Origin of the sequence: Delftia sp. DT-2 (assembly GCF_028401915.1) — a bacterium.
Lineage (GTDB): Bacteria > Pseudomonadota > Gammaproteobacteria > Burkholderiales > Burkholderiaceae_C > Comamonas > Comamonas tsuruhatensis.
The window spans coordinates 200,023-215,703 of sequence record NZ_JAQOTI010000006.1; the positions used below are offsets into that span (position 1 = coordinate 200,023).

At 66.3% G+C, this 15,681-nt stretch carries 17 protein-coding genes; 8 read left to right on the forward strand and 9 right to left on the reverse strand.

The window, feature by feature from the left end; genetic code table 11:
- Positions 1 to 34 precede the first annotated feature (34 nt).
- From PO605_RS12440 to PO605_RS12455, 4 genes are read right to left on the reverse strand one after another with little or no spacing between them, the layout of a single operon-like run.
- Positions 35 to 760: a hypothetical protein gene (locus tag PO605_RS12440; protein WP_156136153.1), complete on the reverse strand. Its 726-nt coding sequence runs from the start codon at positions 758 to 760 to the stop codon at positions 35 to 37.
- Between the two features lie 38 nt (positions 761 to 798).
- Positions 799 to 1,089, reverse strand: a complete 291-nt coding sequence (locus PO605_RS12445) for a DUF1330 domain-containing protein (protein ID WP_016447644.1) — start codon at positions 1,087 to 1,089, stop codon at positions 799 to 801.
- Between the two features lie 3 nt (positions 1,090 to 1,092).
- A complete protein-coding gene (gene kdsA / locus PO605_RS12450; RefSeq protein WP_016447643.1) occupies positions 1,093 to 1,950 on the reverse strand; it encodes a 3-deoxy-8-phosphooctulonate synthase in 858 nt (285 codons plus the stop codon).
- Positions 1,951 to 1,991: 41 nt separating this feature from the next.
- Positions 1,992 to 3,650: a CTP synthase gene (locus PO605_RS12455; RefSeq protein WP_016447642.1), complete on the reverse strand. Its 1,659-nt coding sequence runs from the start codon at positions 3,648 to 3,650 to the stop codon at positions 1,992 to 1,994.
- Between the two features lie 102 nt (positions 3,651 to 3,752).
- Between PO605_RS12455 and coaBC the strand changes: the two genes are divergently transcribed.
- The 4 genes from coaBC to PO605_RS12475 all read left to right on the forward strand — a co-directional run bounded on the left by coaBC (position 3,753) and on the right by PO605_RS12475 (position 6,947).
- Positions 3,753 to 4,976, forward strand: a complete 1,224-nt coding sequence (coaBC, locus tag PO605_RS12460) for a bifunctional phosphopantothenoylcysteine decarboxylase/phosphopantothenate--cysteine ligase CoaBC (RefSeq protein WP_047474857.1) — start codon at positions 3,753 to 3,755, stop codon at positions 4,974 to 4,976.
- A 17-nt stretch (positions 4,977 to 4,993) separates the two neighbouring features.
- Complete coding sequence (locus tag PO605_RS12465) at positions 4,994 to 5,539, forward strand: hypothetical protein (RefSeq protein ID WP_013801107.1); 546 nt, start codon at positions 4,994 to 4,996, stop codon at positions 5,537 to 5,539.
- A gap of 70 nt (positions 5,540 to 5,609) precedes the next feature.
- Positions 5,610 to 6,059 carry a dUTP diphosphatase gene (gene dut / locus PO605_RS12470; RefSeq protein WP_047474856.1) on the forward strand — a complete coding sequence of 150 codons (450 nt, stop codon included), beginning with the start codon at positions 5,610 to 5,612 and terminating at the stop codon, positions 6,057 to 6,059.
- A gap of 63 nt (positions 6,060 to 6,122) precedes the next feature.
- On the forward strand, positions 6,123 to 6,947 hold the full coding sequence (locus tag PO605_RS12475; RefSeq protein WP_047474855.1) for a hypothetical protein: 825 nt from the start codon (positions 6,123 to 6,125) through the stop codon (positions 6,945 to 6,947).
- A gap of 25 nt (positions 6,948 to 6,972) precedes the next feature.
- On the opposite strand, the gene PO605_RS12480 is transcribed toward PO605_RS12475, so the two are convergent.
- Genes PO605_RS12480 through PO605_RS12490 form a run of 3 tightly spaced genes read right to left on the reverse strand, consistent with a single transcriptional unit; the run spans position 6,973 to position 9,401 of the window.
- Entirely contained in the window at positions 6,973 to 8,421 is a 1,449-nt protein-coding gene (locus PO605_RS12480; protein WP_047474852.1) for a sensor histidine kinase, read from the reverse strand.
- Positions 8,418 to 9,089 (reverse strand): response regulator transcription factor, encoded by a 672-nt coding sequence (locus PO605_RS12485; protein ID WP_047474850.1) that lies wholly within the window; start codon positions 9,087 to 9,089, stop codon positions 8,418 to 8,420. The genes PO605_RS12480 and PO605_RS12485 overlap by 4 nt, the downstream gene beginning before the upstream one ends.
- Positions 9,090 to 9,095: 6 nt before the next feature.
- Positions 9,096 to 9,401 (reverse strand): PepSY domain-containing protein, encoded by a 306-nt coding sequence (locus PO605_RS12490; RefSeq protein WP_012206897.1) that lies wholly within the window; start codon positions 9,399 to 9,401, stop codon positions 9,096 to 9,098.
- Positions 9,402 to 9,633: 232 nt separating this feature from the next.
- Between PO605_RS12490 and PO605_RS12495 the strand changes: the two genes are divergently transcribed.
- Both PO605_RS12495 and PO605_RS12500 read left to right on the forward strand, forming a co-directional pair.
- A complete protein-coding gene (locus PO605_RS12495) occupies positions 9,634 to 10,014 on the forward strand; it encodes a PepSY domain-containing protein (protein ID WP_047474847.1) in 381 nt (126 codons plus the stop codon).
- Between the two features lie 145 nt (positions 10,015 to 10,159).
- On the forward strand, positions 10,160 to 10,735 hold the full coding sequence (locus tag PO605_RS12500; protein WP_047474845.1) for a glycine zipper 2TM domain-containing protein: 576 nt from the start codon (positions 10,160 to 10,162) through the stop codon (positions 10,733 to 10,735).
- A gap of 67 nt (positions 10,736 to 10,802) precedes the next feature.
- Here the strand turns inward: PO605_RS12500 and PO605_RS12505 are convergent, their stop codons facing one another.
- Positions 10,803 to 11,324 carry an FKBP-type peptidyl-prolyl cis-trans isomerase gene (locus PO605_RS12505; protein WP_272206528.1) on the reverse strand — a complete coding sequence of 174 codons (522 nt, stop codon included), beginning with the start codon at positions 11,322 to 11,324 and terminating at the stop codon, positions 10,803 to 10,805.
- A 152-nt stretch (positions 11,325 to 11,476) separates the two neighbouring features.
- Positions 11,477 to 12,928, reverse strand: coding sequence for an aldehyde dehydrogenase (locus PO605_RS12510; RefSeq protein ID WP_047473835.1), 1,452 nt, complete (start codon positions 12,926 to 12,928; stop codon positions 11,477 to 11,479).
- Positions 12,929 to 13,188: 260 nt separating this feature from the next.
- On the opposite strand from PO605_RS12510, the gene PO605_RS12515 reads away from it, so the two are divergent.
- Together PO605_RS12515 and PO605_RS12520 are read left to right on the forward strand one after the other, a co-directional pair.
- Positions 13,189 to 14,148 carry a helix-turn-helix domain-containing protein gene (locus tag PO605_RS12515; protein ID WP_047219400.1) on the forward strand — a complete coding sequence of 320 codons (960 nt, stop codon included), beginning with the start codon at positions 13,189 to 13,191 and terminating at the stop codon, positions 14,146 to 14,148.
- A 103-nt stretch (positions 14,149 to 14,251) separates the two neighbouring features.
- Positions 14,252 to 15,382: a JmjC domain-containing protein gene (locus PO605_RS12520; RefSeq protein ID WP_047473834.1), complete on the forward strand. Its 1,131-nt coding sequence runs from the start codon at positions 14,252 to 14,254 to the stop codon at positions 15,380 to 15,382.
- The last annotated feature ends 299 nt before the right edge of the window (positions 15,383 to 15,681 follow it).

Consider the following 15,681-nt stretch of genomic DNA (forward strand, 5'->3'; position numbering starts at 1 on the left):
TTTTTACCTCTTGTCAGAGAGTTGGAGAATACGATTAATAAGGCTGACCGTTCCGGGTCAGTTCTTCAGTTGTCAAGATGGTCTTGCCAGTGCCATCATCCATCTTGATGAGTATTCCTTTATAGATCCATTCGCGGTGTGTGCTGTAATTGAATCTGCAGGCAGTGACCGATCTGGATCCAATGGCTACTGCATTTTTTCCTTCAAAAACCACCTCTATTTCAGTGCTGATGTCCTTGCTCACCGGGATGGAGCTACTGATGGAGGATGTTGTGCTATTGCCGGCTATGGAATATTTCAGAGATTCGCCTTGCTTTAGCTTGAATTTTTTATCTGTCCACGCGGGGGTGTAGATTACTTTTTCAAATGATTTTAATTGCGCTGCGGTAAATTCTGATTCTTTTCCATGAGTTGTAAGCTCCTTTTCTGTTATTGGGCTTAGGTAGCTTGTCTGGAGTGAGCTACCAAATCCCATTGGCAGATATTCGGTAGGACTTCTCATCTCCTCATATGCAAGAAGATCCGATTTTCCATTGAATGTGGCATTGGTGCTTGCAATGCTGATCGAGAGAGATCTTCCTGGTGGGCTTGACCTCGTATCCTCGTATTTTTGCTGGATCGCGCTCCCAGGGGAATACGTTGCGATGTCAAAACAGCTTTCCGCAGATACTGTCTCGTGAGGACCATCGCTGCCGCCGCCGCAAGCGGCCAGGATGAAGGCAATGCTCGTCGATGAAATAATTTTTGTGGCTTTTTTCAATGTGTCCTCCTCCGGAAGTGATGGATTGATTGATCTGGTCAGACACCCTCGACGCAGACCATGCGCATGATGGCCGCGCCTTCGCGGGCTTCGCGGGCACGCAGGTACTCGGGCGTGTCGTAGAAAGCCTTGGCGGCCTCGAAGCTGGGGAACTTGAGGATCACGGTGCGGCCGGGATTCCAGTCGCCTTCGAGCACTTCGACCTTGCCGCCGCGCACGCAGACTTCGGCACCATGCGCGCGCATGGCCTCGGTGCTCCACTTGCGGTACTCCTCGTACTGCTCGGGCTTGGTGACGGTGACGGACGCAATGATGTAGCCGCTGGCCATGGGTCAGACTCCAAAATCGTTTTCGAGGAAGCCGTTCTTCTTGGTCACGTCGTCGAGCGCGACCAGGGTTTCGAGCAGGGCCTTCATGTGCTTGAGTGGCACGGCGTTGGGGCCGTCGCTGAGGGCGCAGGGAGGATTGGGATGGGTTTCCATGAACAGTCCGGCCACGCCCACGGCCACGGCCGCACGCGAGAGCACGGGCACCATCTCGCGCATGCCGCCGCTGCTGGTGCCGTTGCCGCCGGGCAGCTGCACGCTGTGCGTGGCATCGAAGACAACGGGCGCACCGGTCTCGCGCATGATGGACAGGCTGCGCATGTCCGAGACCAGATTGTTGTAGCCGAAGCTGGCGCCGCGCTCGCAGGCCATGAAGCTGTCCTCGGGCAGGCCGGCCTCCTTGGCGGCGGCGCGGGCCTTGTCGATGACATTCTTCATGTCATGCGGGGCCAGGAACTGGCCCTTCTTGATGTTCACCGGCCGGCCCGACTGGGCCACGGCACGGATGAAGTCGGTCTGGCGGCACAGGAAGGCCGGCGTCTGCAGCACGTCCACGACCTGGGACACGGCCGGGATTTCGGACTCGGTGTGCACGTCGGTCAGGATGGGGACCTGCAGGTCCTTCTTCACCTTGGCGAGGATCTCCAGGCCCTTGTCCATGCCCGGGCCGCGAAAGCTGGCGCCCGAGCTGCGGTTGGCCTTGTCGTAGCTGCTCTTGAAGATGAAGTGGATGCCCAGGGCCGCCGTGATTTCCTTGAGCTGCCCCGCCACGTCCATCTGCAGCTGTTCGGACTCGACGACGCAGGGGCCTGCAATGAGAAAGAAGCGCCGGTCGAGGCCGACGTCGAAGCCGCAGAGTTTCATGGTGGGGATTCCTTGGGAAATGGTGGGCGGCGTTGCGGGGCTCAGGACTTGCGCGGTGCCTTCTGGCGCTCGATCGCAGCCTTCACGAAGGCATTGAACAGCGGGTGGCCGCTCCACGGCGTGGACTTGAACTCGGGGTGGAACTGCACGCCGATGTACCAGGGGTGAACTTCCTTGGGAAGTTCGACGATCTCGGTCAGCTGCTCACGCTGGGTCAGCGCCGAGATCACCAGGCCCGCTTCGCGCAGCTGGTCCAGATACTGGACGTTGGCTTCGTAGCGATGGCGGTGGCGCTCGGTGACCACGTCACCGTAGATGCTGTGGGCCAGCGTGCCGGCCTGCACGTCGGAGGACTGCGCGCCCAGGCGCATGGTGCCGCCCAGGTCGGAGTTCTCGTCGCGGGTCTTGACCGTGCCGTCGGCATCCTTCCACTCGGTGATCAGGGCGATCACGGGGTTGGCGGACTTGGGGTCGAACTCGGTGGAGTTGGCGCCTTCGAGGCCGGCCACATGGCGGGCGTATTCGATGGTGGCCACCTGCATGCCCAGGCAGATGCCCAGGTAGGGCACCTTGTTTTCGCGGGCGTAGCGGGCCGTGGAGATCTTGCCTTCCACGCCGCGAGAGCCGAAGCCGCCGGGCACGAGGATGGCGTCGTACTGCGAGAGCTTGTCGCGCGCATTGGCGTCGCTGATGGTCTCGGAGTCCACATGGGTGATCTTCACGGCCACATGGCTTTGCATGCCGGCGTGCTTGAGCGCCTCGTTGACGGACTTGTAGGCGTCCGACAGCTCGACGTACTTGCCGACCATGGCGATCTTGACCTCGCCCTGCGGGTGCTCGGTCTCGTGGACCAGGTCATCCCAGCGCTTGAGGTTGGTGGGCGGCGTGTTCAGGCGCAGCTTGTCGCAGATCAGGCCGTCCAGGCCCTGCTCGTGCAGCATGCGGGGCACCTTGTAGATGGTGTCCACGTCCCACATGGAGATCACGCCCCATTCGGGAACGTTGGTGAACAGCGAGATCTTTTCCTTTTCCTCGTCCGGCACGCGGTGCTGGGCGCGGCACAGCAGGGCGTCGGGCTGGATGCCGATCTCGCGCAGCTTCTGCACGGTGTGCTGCGTAGGCTTGGTCTTGAGCTCGCCAGCCGTGGCGATCCAGGGCAGGTAGGTCAGGTGCACGAAGGCCGTGTTGTTGGGGCCCTGCTTGAGGGCCAGCTGGCGCACGGCTTCGAGGAAGGGCAGGGACTCGATATCGCCCACCGTGCCGCCGACTTCACAGATGGCCACGTCCACGGCATCCGGCGTGCCGATGCCGGCGCCGCGCTTGATGTACTCCTGGATTTCATTGGTCACGTGAGGGATCACCTGCACGGTCTTGCCCAGGTAGTCGCCGCGGCGCTCCTTCTCCAGAACGCTCTGGTAGATGCGGCCGGTGGTGAAGTTGTTGGACTGCTTCATGCGCGTTTCGATGAAACGCTCGTAGTGGCCCAGGTCCAGATCGGTCTCTGCGCCATCGTCGGTCACGAACACTTCACCGTGCTGGAAGGGCGACATGGTGCCCGGGTCCACGTTGATGTACGGGTCCAGCTTGATGAGAGTGACTTTGAGGCCGCGCGATTCGAGGATCGCAGCAAGGGAGGCTGAGGCGATTCCCTTGCCCAGGGAAGACACCACACCGCCTGTGACGAAGACAAATTTGGTCATGTCTTTTATTGGTGGTGGTAAAGCAGGATTATAGATGCGCCGCCGAATTCGCCGCGCCGCGCGGGGCTGCTCGGATGCTCCGGCTCTGCTAAATTGCGCGCCATGACTGAAGTGTTCGCAGGTAAACATCTGGTGCTCGGCCTCTCCGGAGGCGTGGCTTGTTACAAATCTGCCCAGCTGGTGCGCCTGCTGGTGCAGGCCGGGGTCACCGTGCAGGTGGTGATGACCGAGGCGGCAGAGCAGTTCATCACGCCGGTGACCATGCAGGCGCTGTCGGGCCGTCCGGTCTATGGTTCGCAGTGGGACGCGCGCGAGCCCAACAACATGCCCCACATCAACCTCAGCCGCGAGGCCGACGCGATGCTGATCGCGCCCTGCAGCGCCGACTTCATCGCGCGCCTGGTGCAGGGCCGCTCCGACGAGTTGCTGAGCCTGATGTGCCTGGCGCGCCCCATGGACCGCGTGCCCCTGCTGTTGGCTCCGGCCATGAACCGCGAGATGTGGGCACACCCGGCCACGCAGCGCAACCTGGCGCAGGTGGCCGCCGACGGCGCACTGGTGCTGGGCGTGGGAACGGGCGACCAGGCCTGTGGCGAGGTGGGCGACGGCCGCATGCTCGAGCCCGAGGAAATCATGGAGGAGCTGGCCGCCTTCTTCACGCCCAAGCTGCTGCAGGGCCGCCAGGTGCTGGTCACGGCGGGCCCGACCTTCGAGGCCATCGACCCCGTGCGCGGCATTACCAACCATTCCAGCGGAAAGATGGGCTTTGCCATTGCGCGCGCCGCACGCGAGGCGGGCGCCCAGGTGACCCTGGTGGCCGGGCCCGTGCACCTGCGCACGCCGCGTGGCGTGCAGCGCATCGACGTGCAGTCGGCGCAGCAGATGTTCGATGCCGTGCAGCAGCAACTGCCCCAGGCTGGCGTGTTCATCGCCACGGCGGCCGTGGCCGACTGGCGCCCGGCCACGGCGTCAGACCAGAAGATCAAGAAGGACGGCTCGGGCCAGACCCCCACGCTGACCTTCGTCGAGAACCCCGACATCCTGGCGGCCGCCGCGCAGTCCGAGCCCGCACGCAGCGGACGGCTGTACTGCGTGGGCTTCGCCGCCGAAAGCCATGACCTGCTGCAGCACGCCAGCGCCAAGCGCCTGCGCAAGCAGGTGCCGCTGCTGGTGGGCAATATCGGTCCCGCAACCTTTGGGCGGGATGACAATGCCCTGCTGCTGATCGACGAGTCCGGCACCCAGGAGCTGCCGCACGCCTCCAAGTCCCTGCTGGCGCGCCAGCTGGTGGCCGAGATCGCCCGGCGCCTGCCACCCGTCCGTTGACACCACCGAAGGCCCGCATGTCACAGAACACCTACGAAGGCCCCCGCCACGGCGACTATGTGCGCTATGTGGATGAGCTGCTGCGCGCCAGCCCCCTGTACCGCTCTGCGGCCCACGGCTGGATGGCGCAGGGACGCAGCGATTTCACCGATGCGGTGGCCACGCCGGGCGCGCAGTCCCAGTCCGTGGTCGAGCGCGTGCGCGAGCAGGTGCAGGCTGCGGCCGAGAAGGCGCGCATCGCCGCGCAGCAGGCTTCGGTGCCCGCCTTGCCGGGACGCCAGCCGTCTGCAGGCGACAGGCATGGCGACAGGAACGGCGATAGAAATGGTGGCAGGGCCGATCGCGGCCGGCAGGCGGCCCGGGCACAGCAAGCCCAGGCCTCCTCCGCCGCCAAGGCCGTCAAGAAGACGGTCTTCAAGATAGGTCCGGGCCAGTTGCTGGGTATCGTGATCGGCCTGATCCTGGCCGTGGTGATTCCGGGCATCGGCCCCTTCATCCTGCTGCTCACCATCATCAATGCCATCGTCAAAGGCTTTCGCAGCGGGCTCAAGTCGTCCGGGTGACGGCGCGGGGCACAATGCGCGCTTTGCTTTTCAAGAGAGCCTGCCGTGAGGCGCTCCCCAGATTGTTTCCATGAACGTTGATATCAAGATCCTTGACGCGCGCCTGCGCGAGAACATGCCCGCCTACGCCACGCCGGGAAGCGCGGGCCTGGACCTGCGCGCCTGCATCGATGCGCCGCTGACGCTGGAGCCCGGCCAATGGCAACTGGTGCCCACGGGCATGGCCATGTACCTCAAGGACCCCGGCTACGCCGCCATGATCCTGCCGCGCTCGGGCATGGGCCACAAGCACGGCATCGTGCTGGGCAACCTGATCGGCCTGATCGACAGCGACTACCAGGGCCAGCTCATGGTCAGCGCCTGGAACCGCTCGGCCACGGCCTTCACGCTGCAGCCCATGGACCGCCTGGCCCAGCTGATCATCGTGCCCGTGGTGCAGCCCAGCTTCAATGTGGTCGAGGAGTTCGAGTCGGCTTCCGAGCGCGGTGCGGGCGGCTACGGCTCCACCGGCAAGCAATAAGGCTTTCCGCCAGACATCGCCCGCAGCTGCGCTGCCAGGGCATCGCTTCAGGGAGGAGTCCGCATGGCCAGGCCATCCCGGCGCACTCGCCATCGCCCATCCGCGTCGTGGACGCGCGTGGTGCTCACGCAGGAAGACCGCATGCGCCGCCGCCTGCAGCAGCGCCACTGGCTGCGACTGCATGCGGCGTTGACGGGCGGCCTCAGCCTGGCCGGCATGTCGCTGCTGAGCCTGGCCTTGCTGCATGCGGGCGTGCACAGCATGGCGCTGCGCTACGGCGTGGCCCTGGTCTGCGGCTATCTGCTGTATCTGCTGCTGGTACGCCTGTGGGCCGAGTGCATGCTGCGCCGCGACTGGGATGGGCCGGATGTGCCCGATGCCGCGCCCGGCGGCAGCGGTTCTTCACCGGCCCGCACGCCCGGGGCTGGCGGATTCGAGAGCGGGCAGGGCGGCTCTTATGGCGGCGGTGGCTCCAGCGGCAGCTGGGACGACGGCGGTGCCATGTCCGAGGCCGCTTCCTCGGCGTCGCAAGGCTTTGACGTGCCCGGCATCGATGGGCTGGACGAAGGCGCTGTCGTCCTGGTGCCGGTGCTGCTGGTGTTTGCCGCGCTGCTGGTCGCGGTCACGGGGGCAGGGTCGCTGCTGTGGCTGGTCTTTGGGGCCGACCTGTTCCTGGCTGTGGCGGTGGAGGTGGCCTTTGCGCTGCTGATGGCGCGCACGCTCTACGTGGTGGAGCGCGAAGGCTGGCTGCTGGCCGCGCTGCGCCTGAGCTGGAAGCCGGTGCTGGGCGCGCTGGTGGGCGCCGTGGCGCTGGGCGCTGCGGCCGACTGGCTGTTTCCCCAGGCAGACACCCTGGTGCAGGTGCTGCGAGCGCTGAGAGGGGGGTGAGCCGCTGCCCTGCGGCCTCCCGCGCTCATGCCTCTCGTCGCGCTCCGGGCAGGTGCAACTGCATGCGCAGGCCGCCCAGCGGCGAGCGGCTGGCTGCAATGCTGCCGCCATAGGTCTGCACCAGGTCACGCACGATATCCAGGCCCAGCCCTGCGCCGGGCCTGCGCTCGTCCAGACGCTCGCCGCGCTCGAAGATGCGGTCGAGGTCGGCGTCTTCGATGCCAGGGCCGTCATCGTCCACCGTCAGCAGCAAGGGGCCGCCGGCCTGATCGTGCTCCAGGCCCTGGACTTCCAGGCTCACGGCCTGGGCCGCCCATTTGCCGGCGTTGTCCAGCAGGTTGCCCAGGATTTCCATCAGGTCCTGGCCGTCGCCCAGAAAGTCCCAAAGCTGCGCATCCCCCTTCAGCGTGAAGCGGATGCCGCGTCCGGCATGCAGGCGCTCCATGGTCCGCACCAGCGAGGCCAGCGGAGGCTCCAAGGGCGTGCGCAAGCCGGTGGCCTGGCGCGCTGCGGCGCGGGCCCGGGCCAGATGGTGGTCCACCTGGCGGCTGGCGCTGGCCACCTGCTCGCGCACCAGTTCGGCCAGCGCTCCGCTTTCCTGCGCGGCGGCGTTGCCAAGAATCGACAGGGGCGTGTTCACGGCATGGGCCAGATTGCCGGCCTGCGTGCGCGCGCGCTGGACCATGTCGGCGTTCACATCCAGCACATGGTTGAACTCCTGCACCAGGGGGCGCAGTTCCTGCGGAAACCGGCCTTCAAGGCGCGGCGTGGCGCCCTTGCGCACGTCGGTCAGGCCTGTGCGCAGCAACTGCAGCGGCCGCAGCGCCAGGCGCAGCTGCAACACCACGGCCAGCACCAGCCCGGCCGCCAGCGTGCCCAGTGCGGCGATCAGCATGGTGGTGAAGCGCTGCATGGGCTCGGCCAGCAGGGCGCTGTCGGCCGCAACGATCAGGCGCAACGGCGGCGCCTCGGCTTCGGGCAATTGCAGGGGGCGTGCCACGGCCACGAGCGGGTGGCCCTGACCATCGGGCAGCATGCCCGTGCTCAACGCCGTGTCTTCCCGGTGTTCGCCGGGATTGCCGGTATCGGCACGGAACTGGCGCCAGTCCAGCGTCTGGTCCCACAGCGAACGAGAGCGCAGCAAGCCGGCCTTCTCGGGCGGACCCGCACCATCGCTCACCTGGTCGATCTGCCAGTACAGGCCCGACAGCGGCTGCGCCAGGCGCGGGTCGCCCACGGCCAGTCCGACTTCGATGCGCCCTCCGGGCAGGCTGTTGACGGCTGCGCTGAGCTGGTCGAGCTGCAGCACCAGCTGCGCCTGCAACTGCTGCGCGATGTGGTCGCGGAACAGGCCGCGCAGCCCCCAGCCGGCCAGCAGCACGGCCGCCAGCACCCAGGCCAGCGTGCCGGCCAGCAGGCGCAGGCGCAGCGAATCACCGAGCCGGGATACCTGTCCTTCCTGTGGTGCGTTCATGCAGCGGGCGCGCCTTCCACCAGCCGGTAGCCCATTCCGCGCACGGTTTCTATGCTGCCGGCCGGCAGTTTCTTGCGCAGGCGGCCGACGAAGACCTCGATGGTGTTGGAGTCGCGGTCGCTGTCCTGCGGGTAGATGTGTTCGGACAGCTCGGTGCGCGATATCACCTGGCCCACGCGCTGCATCAGCAGGGCCAGCACCTTGAATTCATGGCTGGTGAGCGTGAGCGGCTGGCCGGCGACGCTCACGCGGGCATGGCGCGAGTCCAGCACGATGGGGCCGCATTGCCACTGGGCGCTGGCGTGCGGGCTGAGCCGGCGCAGCAGGGCGCGCAGGCGGGCCATCAGCTCTTCCATGTGGAAGGGCTTGGCCAGATAGTCGTCGGCGCCGGCATCCATGCCGGCCACCTTCTCATGCCAGGCGCCGCGCGCCGTGAGGATCATCACCGGCATGACCCGCCCTTGTTCGCGCCAGGCGCGCAACACCGTCAGGCCATCGCGCACGGGCAGGCCCAGGTCCAGCACGGCGGCATCGAACTCCTCGACCTCGCCCAGGTACTGGGCCGTTGCGCCGTCCGCGGCCGTCTCCACCGTATGGCCTGCCTGCTGCAAGGCCTGTACCAGTTGCCCGCAGAGCGTGGGCTCGTCTTCCACCACGAGGATTCGCATCTGCGTCTAGTCCTTGCGCTTGAAGCTCAGCACCTTGCCATCGCGTGCATCGATCTTGAGCTTGGCCACGCGGCCGCCCGATTGCAGCAGCCGGATCTCGTAGATGAAGCGGCCGTCGTCATGCTCGAACTCGACCTTGATGACCTGGCCCTGGTAGTCGCGCTCGACCTGGTCGAGCACGGTGCGCAGCGGCAGCACGCGGCCTTGCTGCAGGGCCTGGCGAGCGAGTTCATGGTCGCTGTCGCCGGCATCCGAGGGCGTGGTCCAGGAGGCCAGGGCCGCCGCCATCAGCAGCAGTGCGGCCAGCAGCATCCAGGACCTGCGAGGAATGGAGAAGGATGGAGTGGGCATGGAAAACTTTATAGCCCAGCGTGGATGAACCTCGGATGAACGGCTGCTTCAGCTTGCGTTCATGGCCTGCATCGAACAATGGCTGCACGCCGTCGCAATCCACCGGAAACGAAGGCGCAGCAGCCGGCAGATGCGGTCTTTTCAGATGCATCGCCGACCCAATCGCCGACCTTCACATGCCAAGGAGAACCTCATGCCTTCCATCCGACAACTGATTTCCCGCGCTGCACGCCATGGCCTGACGGGCCTGGGCATTGTTCTGATCGCCACTGCCGGGCTGGTCGCCCAGGTGCAGGCTCAGGCCGCCGCCACGGGCGGTCCTTCGGTGACCGTGCAGGCCGGCGAAGCCGTGGCCACCACGGTGGCCTCCGTGCGCGGCGCCTTCCAGGGGCCGGGCCTGAGCATCCGCGAAGTCTTCGAGCGCATGGAAGGCCTGGGCTACCGCGACCTGCGCGAGATCGAGTGGGAAGACGGCCTCTACCAGGTCAAGGGCCAGACCGGCGATGGCCGTCCCGTGAAGCTCTATGTCGATGGCAACAACGGCAACGTGCTCAGCATTCGCGCACGCAATTGAGGCCGGGCCGGCGGGCTGATTTTTGTCAGCAAGTGTTCAGTCCGGTCGGCGCACATGCAGCCTGGGGCGTTGCAGTGGTATGCAGCCGCAGGCCGGGTCGGCGGCTGCCCTTGATCGATCCACGGACAGTACACAGGAGATTTCCATGCCCCCTTCCATTCATCGCTTGGGCGCCATCGGCACCAGCTGCATTGCAGCGCTGATGCTCAGCGCCTGCGCGGGCTATCCACAGCAGGGCGGATATCCGGGTGGCGGCTACCCTGCAGGTGGCTATCCCGCTGGCGGATATCCCGCCGGGGGCTACCCCAGCGGGGGCTATCCCGCCAGCGGCCAGCCCGGCACGGCCTACCCGGGCGGCGGTGGCTATGTGCAGCAGGGGCGCGTGACCAATGTGCAACTGGTTCAGATCCAGCAGCCCAGCGGCATCGGTGGCTCGGGCATAGGTGCCGGGGCCGTGGTGGGTGGCGTGGTCGGCGGGGTGCTGGGCCGTCAGGTGGGCAAGGGCAGCGGGCGCGACATCGCCACCATTGCGGGCGTGGTGGGCGGTGCCATGGCGGGCAATGCCATCGAGAAGAACACTGGCCCTGGCGACCTGCGCGATGTCTACCGTGTCACCGTGCAGTTGAACGACGGCAGCATGCGCGTGTTCGACTACCAGAGCAATCCGCAGCTGCGCGTAGGCGAGAGCGTGCGCGTGGACAACAACCAGCTTCTGCGCTGAGTACCAGGCTCGCTCCATGCAAAAGGGCTCCCCGAAGGGAGCCCTTTGCCATTTCAGCGCGGCAATTTCAGTGCAGCGTGTCGTTGCCCGGTGCCATGGGCTGGATGCGGAAGAAGCCGGTGCCGGCCGAGCCGCGGCCGATTTCCTCCTCGGTGGCTTCGCGCACGCCTTCGACCTTCAGGTGCAGGCGCAGCGCGATGCCGGCCAGCGGATGGTTGCCGTCCAGCACCACATGCTCGGGATAGATTTCCGTGACGGTGTAGAGCAGGTCGGGCTGCACGGCGCTGCAGCCCTTGGGCAGGGCGCTGGCCTCGAAGCTCATGCCTTCCTCCAGCTCGGCCGGGAACAGGGCGCGCGGCTCCAGGAAGATCAGGCTTTCGTTGTAGTCGCCGAAGGCTTCCTCGGGCTCCAGGTGCAGGTCCAGGACCTTGCCCTGGCCGTGGCCCTGCAGGGCCTCCTCGATGCGCTTGAGCAGATCGTCGCCGCCGACCAGGAACTCCACGGGCTCATCGAGCACGTCCAGTTCCTCGCCCAGGGTGTCCTTGAGGGTCCAGGTCAGAGCGACCACGCATTGTTCTGTGATTTCCATGGTGTGCAGCTTGTGCGGCCCATGCCGCAGTGGGGAAAAAGAAAGACCGCCGCGCGCGCCCGTGTTTGACGAAGGCGTGCCGGCGGCCGCGTTGGCGCGATTTTCCCACGGCGGCCCGGCCGCTGCGCAGGCCGGGCGGCGAGTCCTGCCGATCAGAACGGGTAGTGGCGGGGCGCGGTCTGCATGGTGATCCAGCGCGTCTCGGTGAAGGCGTCGATGCCTGCCTGGCCGCCGAAGTGGCCGTAGCCCGAGTTTTTCACGCCGCCAAAGGGCATCTGTGCCTCGTCATGCACGGTGGGGCCGTTGACGTGGCAGATGCCGGCCTCGATGCGCGCGGCCACGCGCCAGCCGCGTGCAGTGTCGCGGGTGTAGACGGACGAGGACAGGCCGAATTCGTTGTCGTTGGCCATGGCGATGGCCTGCTCCTCGCCGCGTACGCGCACGATGGCCTTGACGGGGGCGAAGGTTTCCTCGCGGAAGATGTCCATCTCGGGCGTGACGCCGTCGATCAGCGTGGCTGCCATGAGCGTGTTGGTGGCCTTGCCGCCGCACAGCAGTTTTGCGCCCTTGGCCAGCGCGTCGTCGATCAGGCGGTTGGCGCGCTCCACGGTGGCCATGTCCACCACCGAGCCCAGCACCACGGGACCCTTGCGCGGATCGCCCAGCGGCAGCGAGGTGGCACGGGCCACCAGCTTGTCCAGGAAATCCCCGGCCACGGCCTCGTCCACGATGATGCGTTCGGTGGACATGCAGATCTGGCCCGAGTTGGCAAAGGCACCGAAGGTGCAGCCGGCCACGGCGGCGTCGATGTCTGCATCGTCCAGCACCACGAAGGGCGCCTTGCCGCCCAGCTCCAGAATGGCGGGCTTGAGGTACTTGGCGCAGGTCTGGCCGATGATGCGGCCCACGCGCGTGGAGCCCGTGAAGTTCACGCGGCGCACGGCCGGGTGGGCCACCATGGCCTCGACCACGGCGCCGGCATCTTCGGGCGCATTGGTCACGAAGTTGACCACGCCGGGCGGCAGGCCGCCTTCCTGCAGGGCCTCGATGATCAGGCCGTGCGTGGCGGGGCACAGCTCCGAGCCCTTGAGCACCACGGTGTTGCCGCAGGCCAGCGGCGTGGCGATGGCGCGCACGGCCAGGATGACGGGCGCATTCCAGGGCGCAATGCCCAGCACCACGCCAGCGGGCTGGCGCACGGCCATGGCCAGGCTGCCGGGCACGTCCGAGGGAATGATCTGGCCATTGATCTGGGTGGTCAGCGATGCGGCCTCCAGGAACATGTTGGCGGCCAGGTGCACGTTGAAGCCGGCCCAGATGCCCGAGGCGCCCGTCTCGGCGGCCATGGCGGCGGCAAAGGCCTCGGTTTTGGCCTCCAGCGCCTGCGATGCCTTCATCAGCATCTGGCGGCGCTCGGTCGGGCCCAGCGCGGCCCAGGCGGGGAAGGCCTGTTGCGCGGCTTCGACCGCGCGCACGGCATCCTGCGGCGTCGCGGCCGGTGCGCGCGTGGCCACCGATCCGTCCAGCGGATTGCGGCGCTCGAAGGTGGCGCCGTTGCCGGCCTGGACGGCCTGGCCTGCGATGAGCATGGTTTGTTCGATCATGACTGTCTCCTTGGTATGCGGTTGTGGCCTGGGCGTTGGCGCAGCCGGGCGTGCCGGTCATCGTAGAAGCAGGCGATGGCGCAGGCAGCCCGCTGGGCGCACAAAGCGCATGACGGATCGTGCACGGGCTCCGGGGTTTACCCTTGTCCTGGCTGTCCGCGGGGAAAGCCATGGGGCGCGACGGGCCTGCACTTTCCCATAATCACGTCCATGGCCGCACACAGATCCTTCACCCGTGCGGCGATCAGGAGAGACCGCACATGACCGATGCCATGGTGTTGAGCACCGACGGACTGCCGCCCGGCGAGACGGCGTCGGCCTGGCATGCCTGGATGTCGAGCCTGTTTGCAGGCCTGGATACCGATGTCTATGGCGAACGCCTGTTCGAGGGCCATGTGCGCGTGGCCAATGCCGGCGATGTGGTCCTGACCCGGCTGGAGGCGGGCCGCCACCGCGTCATGCGCAGCATGCAGGGCCTGCGTGCCCATGAGTCGCCCTATCTGAAGATCGTCGCGCCCTGGGAGGGCGTGGCCAGCGTGCGCCAGCACAACCGCGAGGCCAGCGTGCGCAAGGGCAGCTGGGTCATCTATGACACGGCGCAGGAGTACGAGGTGGCCAATCCCGAATGGTCGGAGCACCTCATCGTGATGCTGCCGCGCCAGGCCATCGTGGACCGGGGCGTCCGGCTGGAAGGACTGATGGGGCGCAACGTGGGCGGCAGCTCGGGCATCGCCCGCATCGCGCTGGAGACCATGCGCAGCACCTACCAGGAGCTGCCCGGCATGGCCCCGCATCTGGCGCGCCGCGCGGGCGAGCTGCTGGTGGACATGGTCCACCTTTCGCTGCAGGAGCTGGCCGGGCAGGGCACGGCAGGCACCCAGCAACTGGCGCTGCAGGACCGCATACGCGCCCATGTGGTGGCCCATCTGCGCGATCCGGGCCTGTCGGTGGAGTCCGTGGCCGCCGCGCTCAACTGCAGCAAGCGCCATTTGCACAACGCCTTTGCGGACAGCCAGACCAGCCTGGGCGCCTTCATACAGCACAGCCGGCTGGAGCTGTGCATGCGCGAGCTGCTGCTGCCCGAGCACGCGCAGCGTACCATCACCGAAGTCGCCATGGACTGCGGTTTTGGCAGCAGCGCGCATTTCAGCCGGGCCTTCAAGGCCTATACGGGCCTGGCGCCCTCGGATTTCAGGGCCATGCGCAAGGCTGCGGGCTGAGCGTCGTCCGGCCATTTCGGGCCGGCTTGCGCTGGCGCCAGGACAGGGCAATGGCCGCATAGGACAATGCCGCCCTGTCTTTCTGCTCATTTCGGACCATTCCATGGACACCAACACCCCGCTTGCCCTGCTGGGCGGGCTTACCGCTTCCCAATTCATGCGCCGCCACTGGCACAAGAAGCCCTTGCTGGTGCGCCAGGCGATCCCGGGCTTCAAGCCCCTGATTCCGCGCGCCAGGCTGCTGGCCATGGCAGGCGAGGACGGGGTGGAATCGCGCCTGATCCAGCAGCACGACGGCGGCAGCTGGAAGCTCAGCCAAGGCCCGCTGTCGCGCCGCAGCCTGCCTTCGCTGCAAAAGCCCGGCTGGACCGTGCTTGTGCAGGGCGTGGACCTGCACGACGACGGCGTGCACCAGTTGATGCAGCAGTTCCGCTTCGTGCCCGAGGCGCGGCTGGACGACCTGATGATCAGCTTTGCCACCGACCAGGGCGGCGTCGGCCCGCATTTCGACAGCTACGACGTCTTCCTGCTGCAGGCCCATGGCCGCCGGCGCTGGCGCATCGGCCGCCAGAAGGACCTGTCGCTGCAGCCCGATGTGCCGCTGAAGGTGCTCTCGCATTTCGAGCCGGAAGAGGAATTCGTGCTCGAGCCCGGCGACATGCTCTACCTGCCCCCGAAGTGGGCCCATGACGGCATCGCCGAAGGCGAGTGCATGACGTACTCCATCGGCTTTCGCTCGCCCGCGCGCGACGAGCTGGCCCGCGAGCTGCTGCTGCGCATGTCCGACGAGCCCGATGAGCCCGAAGTGCCGGTCGTCTACCGCGATCCCGACCAGCCGGCCGTTGAAGCCCCGGGCGAGATTCCCGCCAGCCTGCACGATTTCGCCCGCAAGTCGCTGGAACGCGCGCTGGCCGAGCCGCTGGCGCTGGAGCGCGCTCTGGGCGAGTACATGACCGAGCCCAAGGCCAATGTGTGGTTCGAGCATGGCGAGGAAAACGGCATGTTCGAGAGCGTGGTCCTGGACCGCCGCACCCGCATGATGTATGACGCCAGGCACATCTTCATCAACGGAGAAAGCTATCTGGCCGGTGGCCGCGATGCCACCCTGATGCGCAAGCTGGCCGATACGCGGGCCCTGTCACGCGCCGATCTGGCCAAGGCCAGCGATGACGCGCTGGAGCTGCTGTCCTCCTGGTTTGACGCCGGCTGGGTGCGAGGCGGGCCGCTGTCCTGATCCGGGTAGACGCTGTGACTCAGTCATGCTAAGTTCGGGCATTCACCGTTGACAGCGTTCTGTTGATTCAAGGCGGACTCCGATAGATTTGTAAAGAATTGTCTTGGGTTCGTCAGTAAATTGACAGCAACCTGGTTTTGTTACACAGTGGACGCCAAGGTAGCTTCTTGCTGCCCCATTCGGACTTGGCAAGAGGATTTGTGCGGAATTGTTCAGAGGTTGTCAGTTTCAGTCAGCCTCGAAAAAATCTCCCTATAATTCGTTCCAAGTCGAATGAATGTGTTTGACGTGGCCTGGCC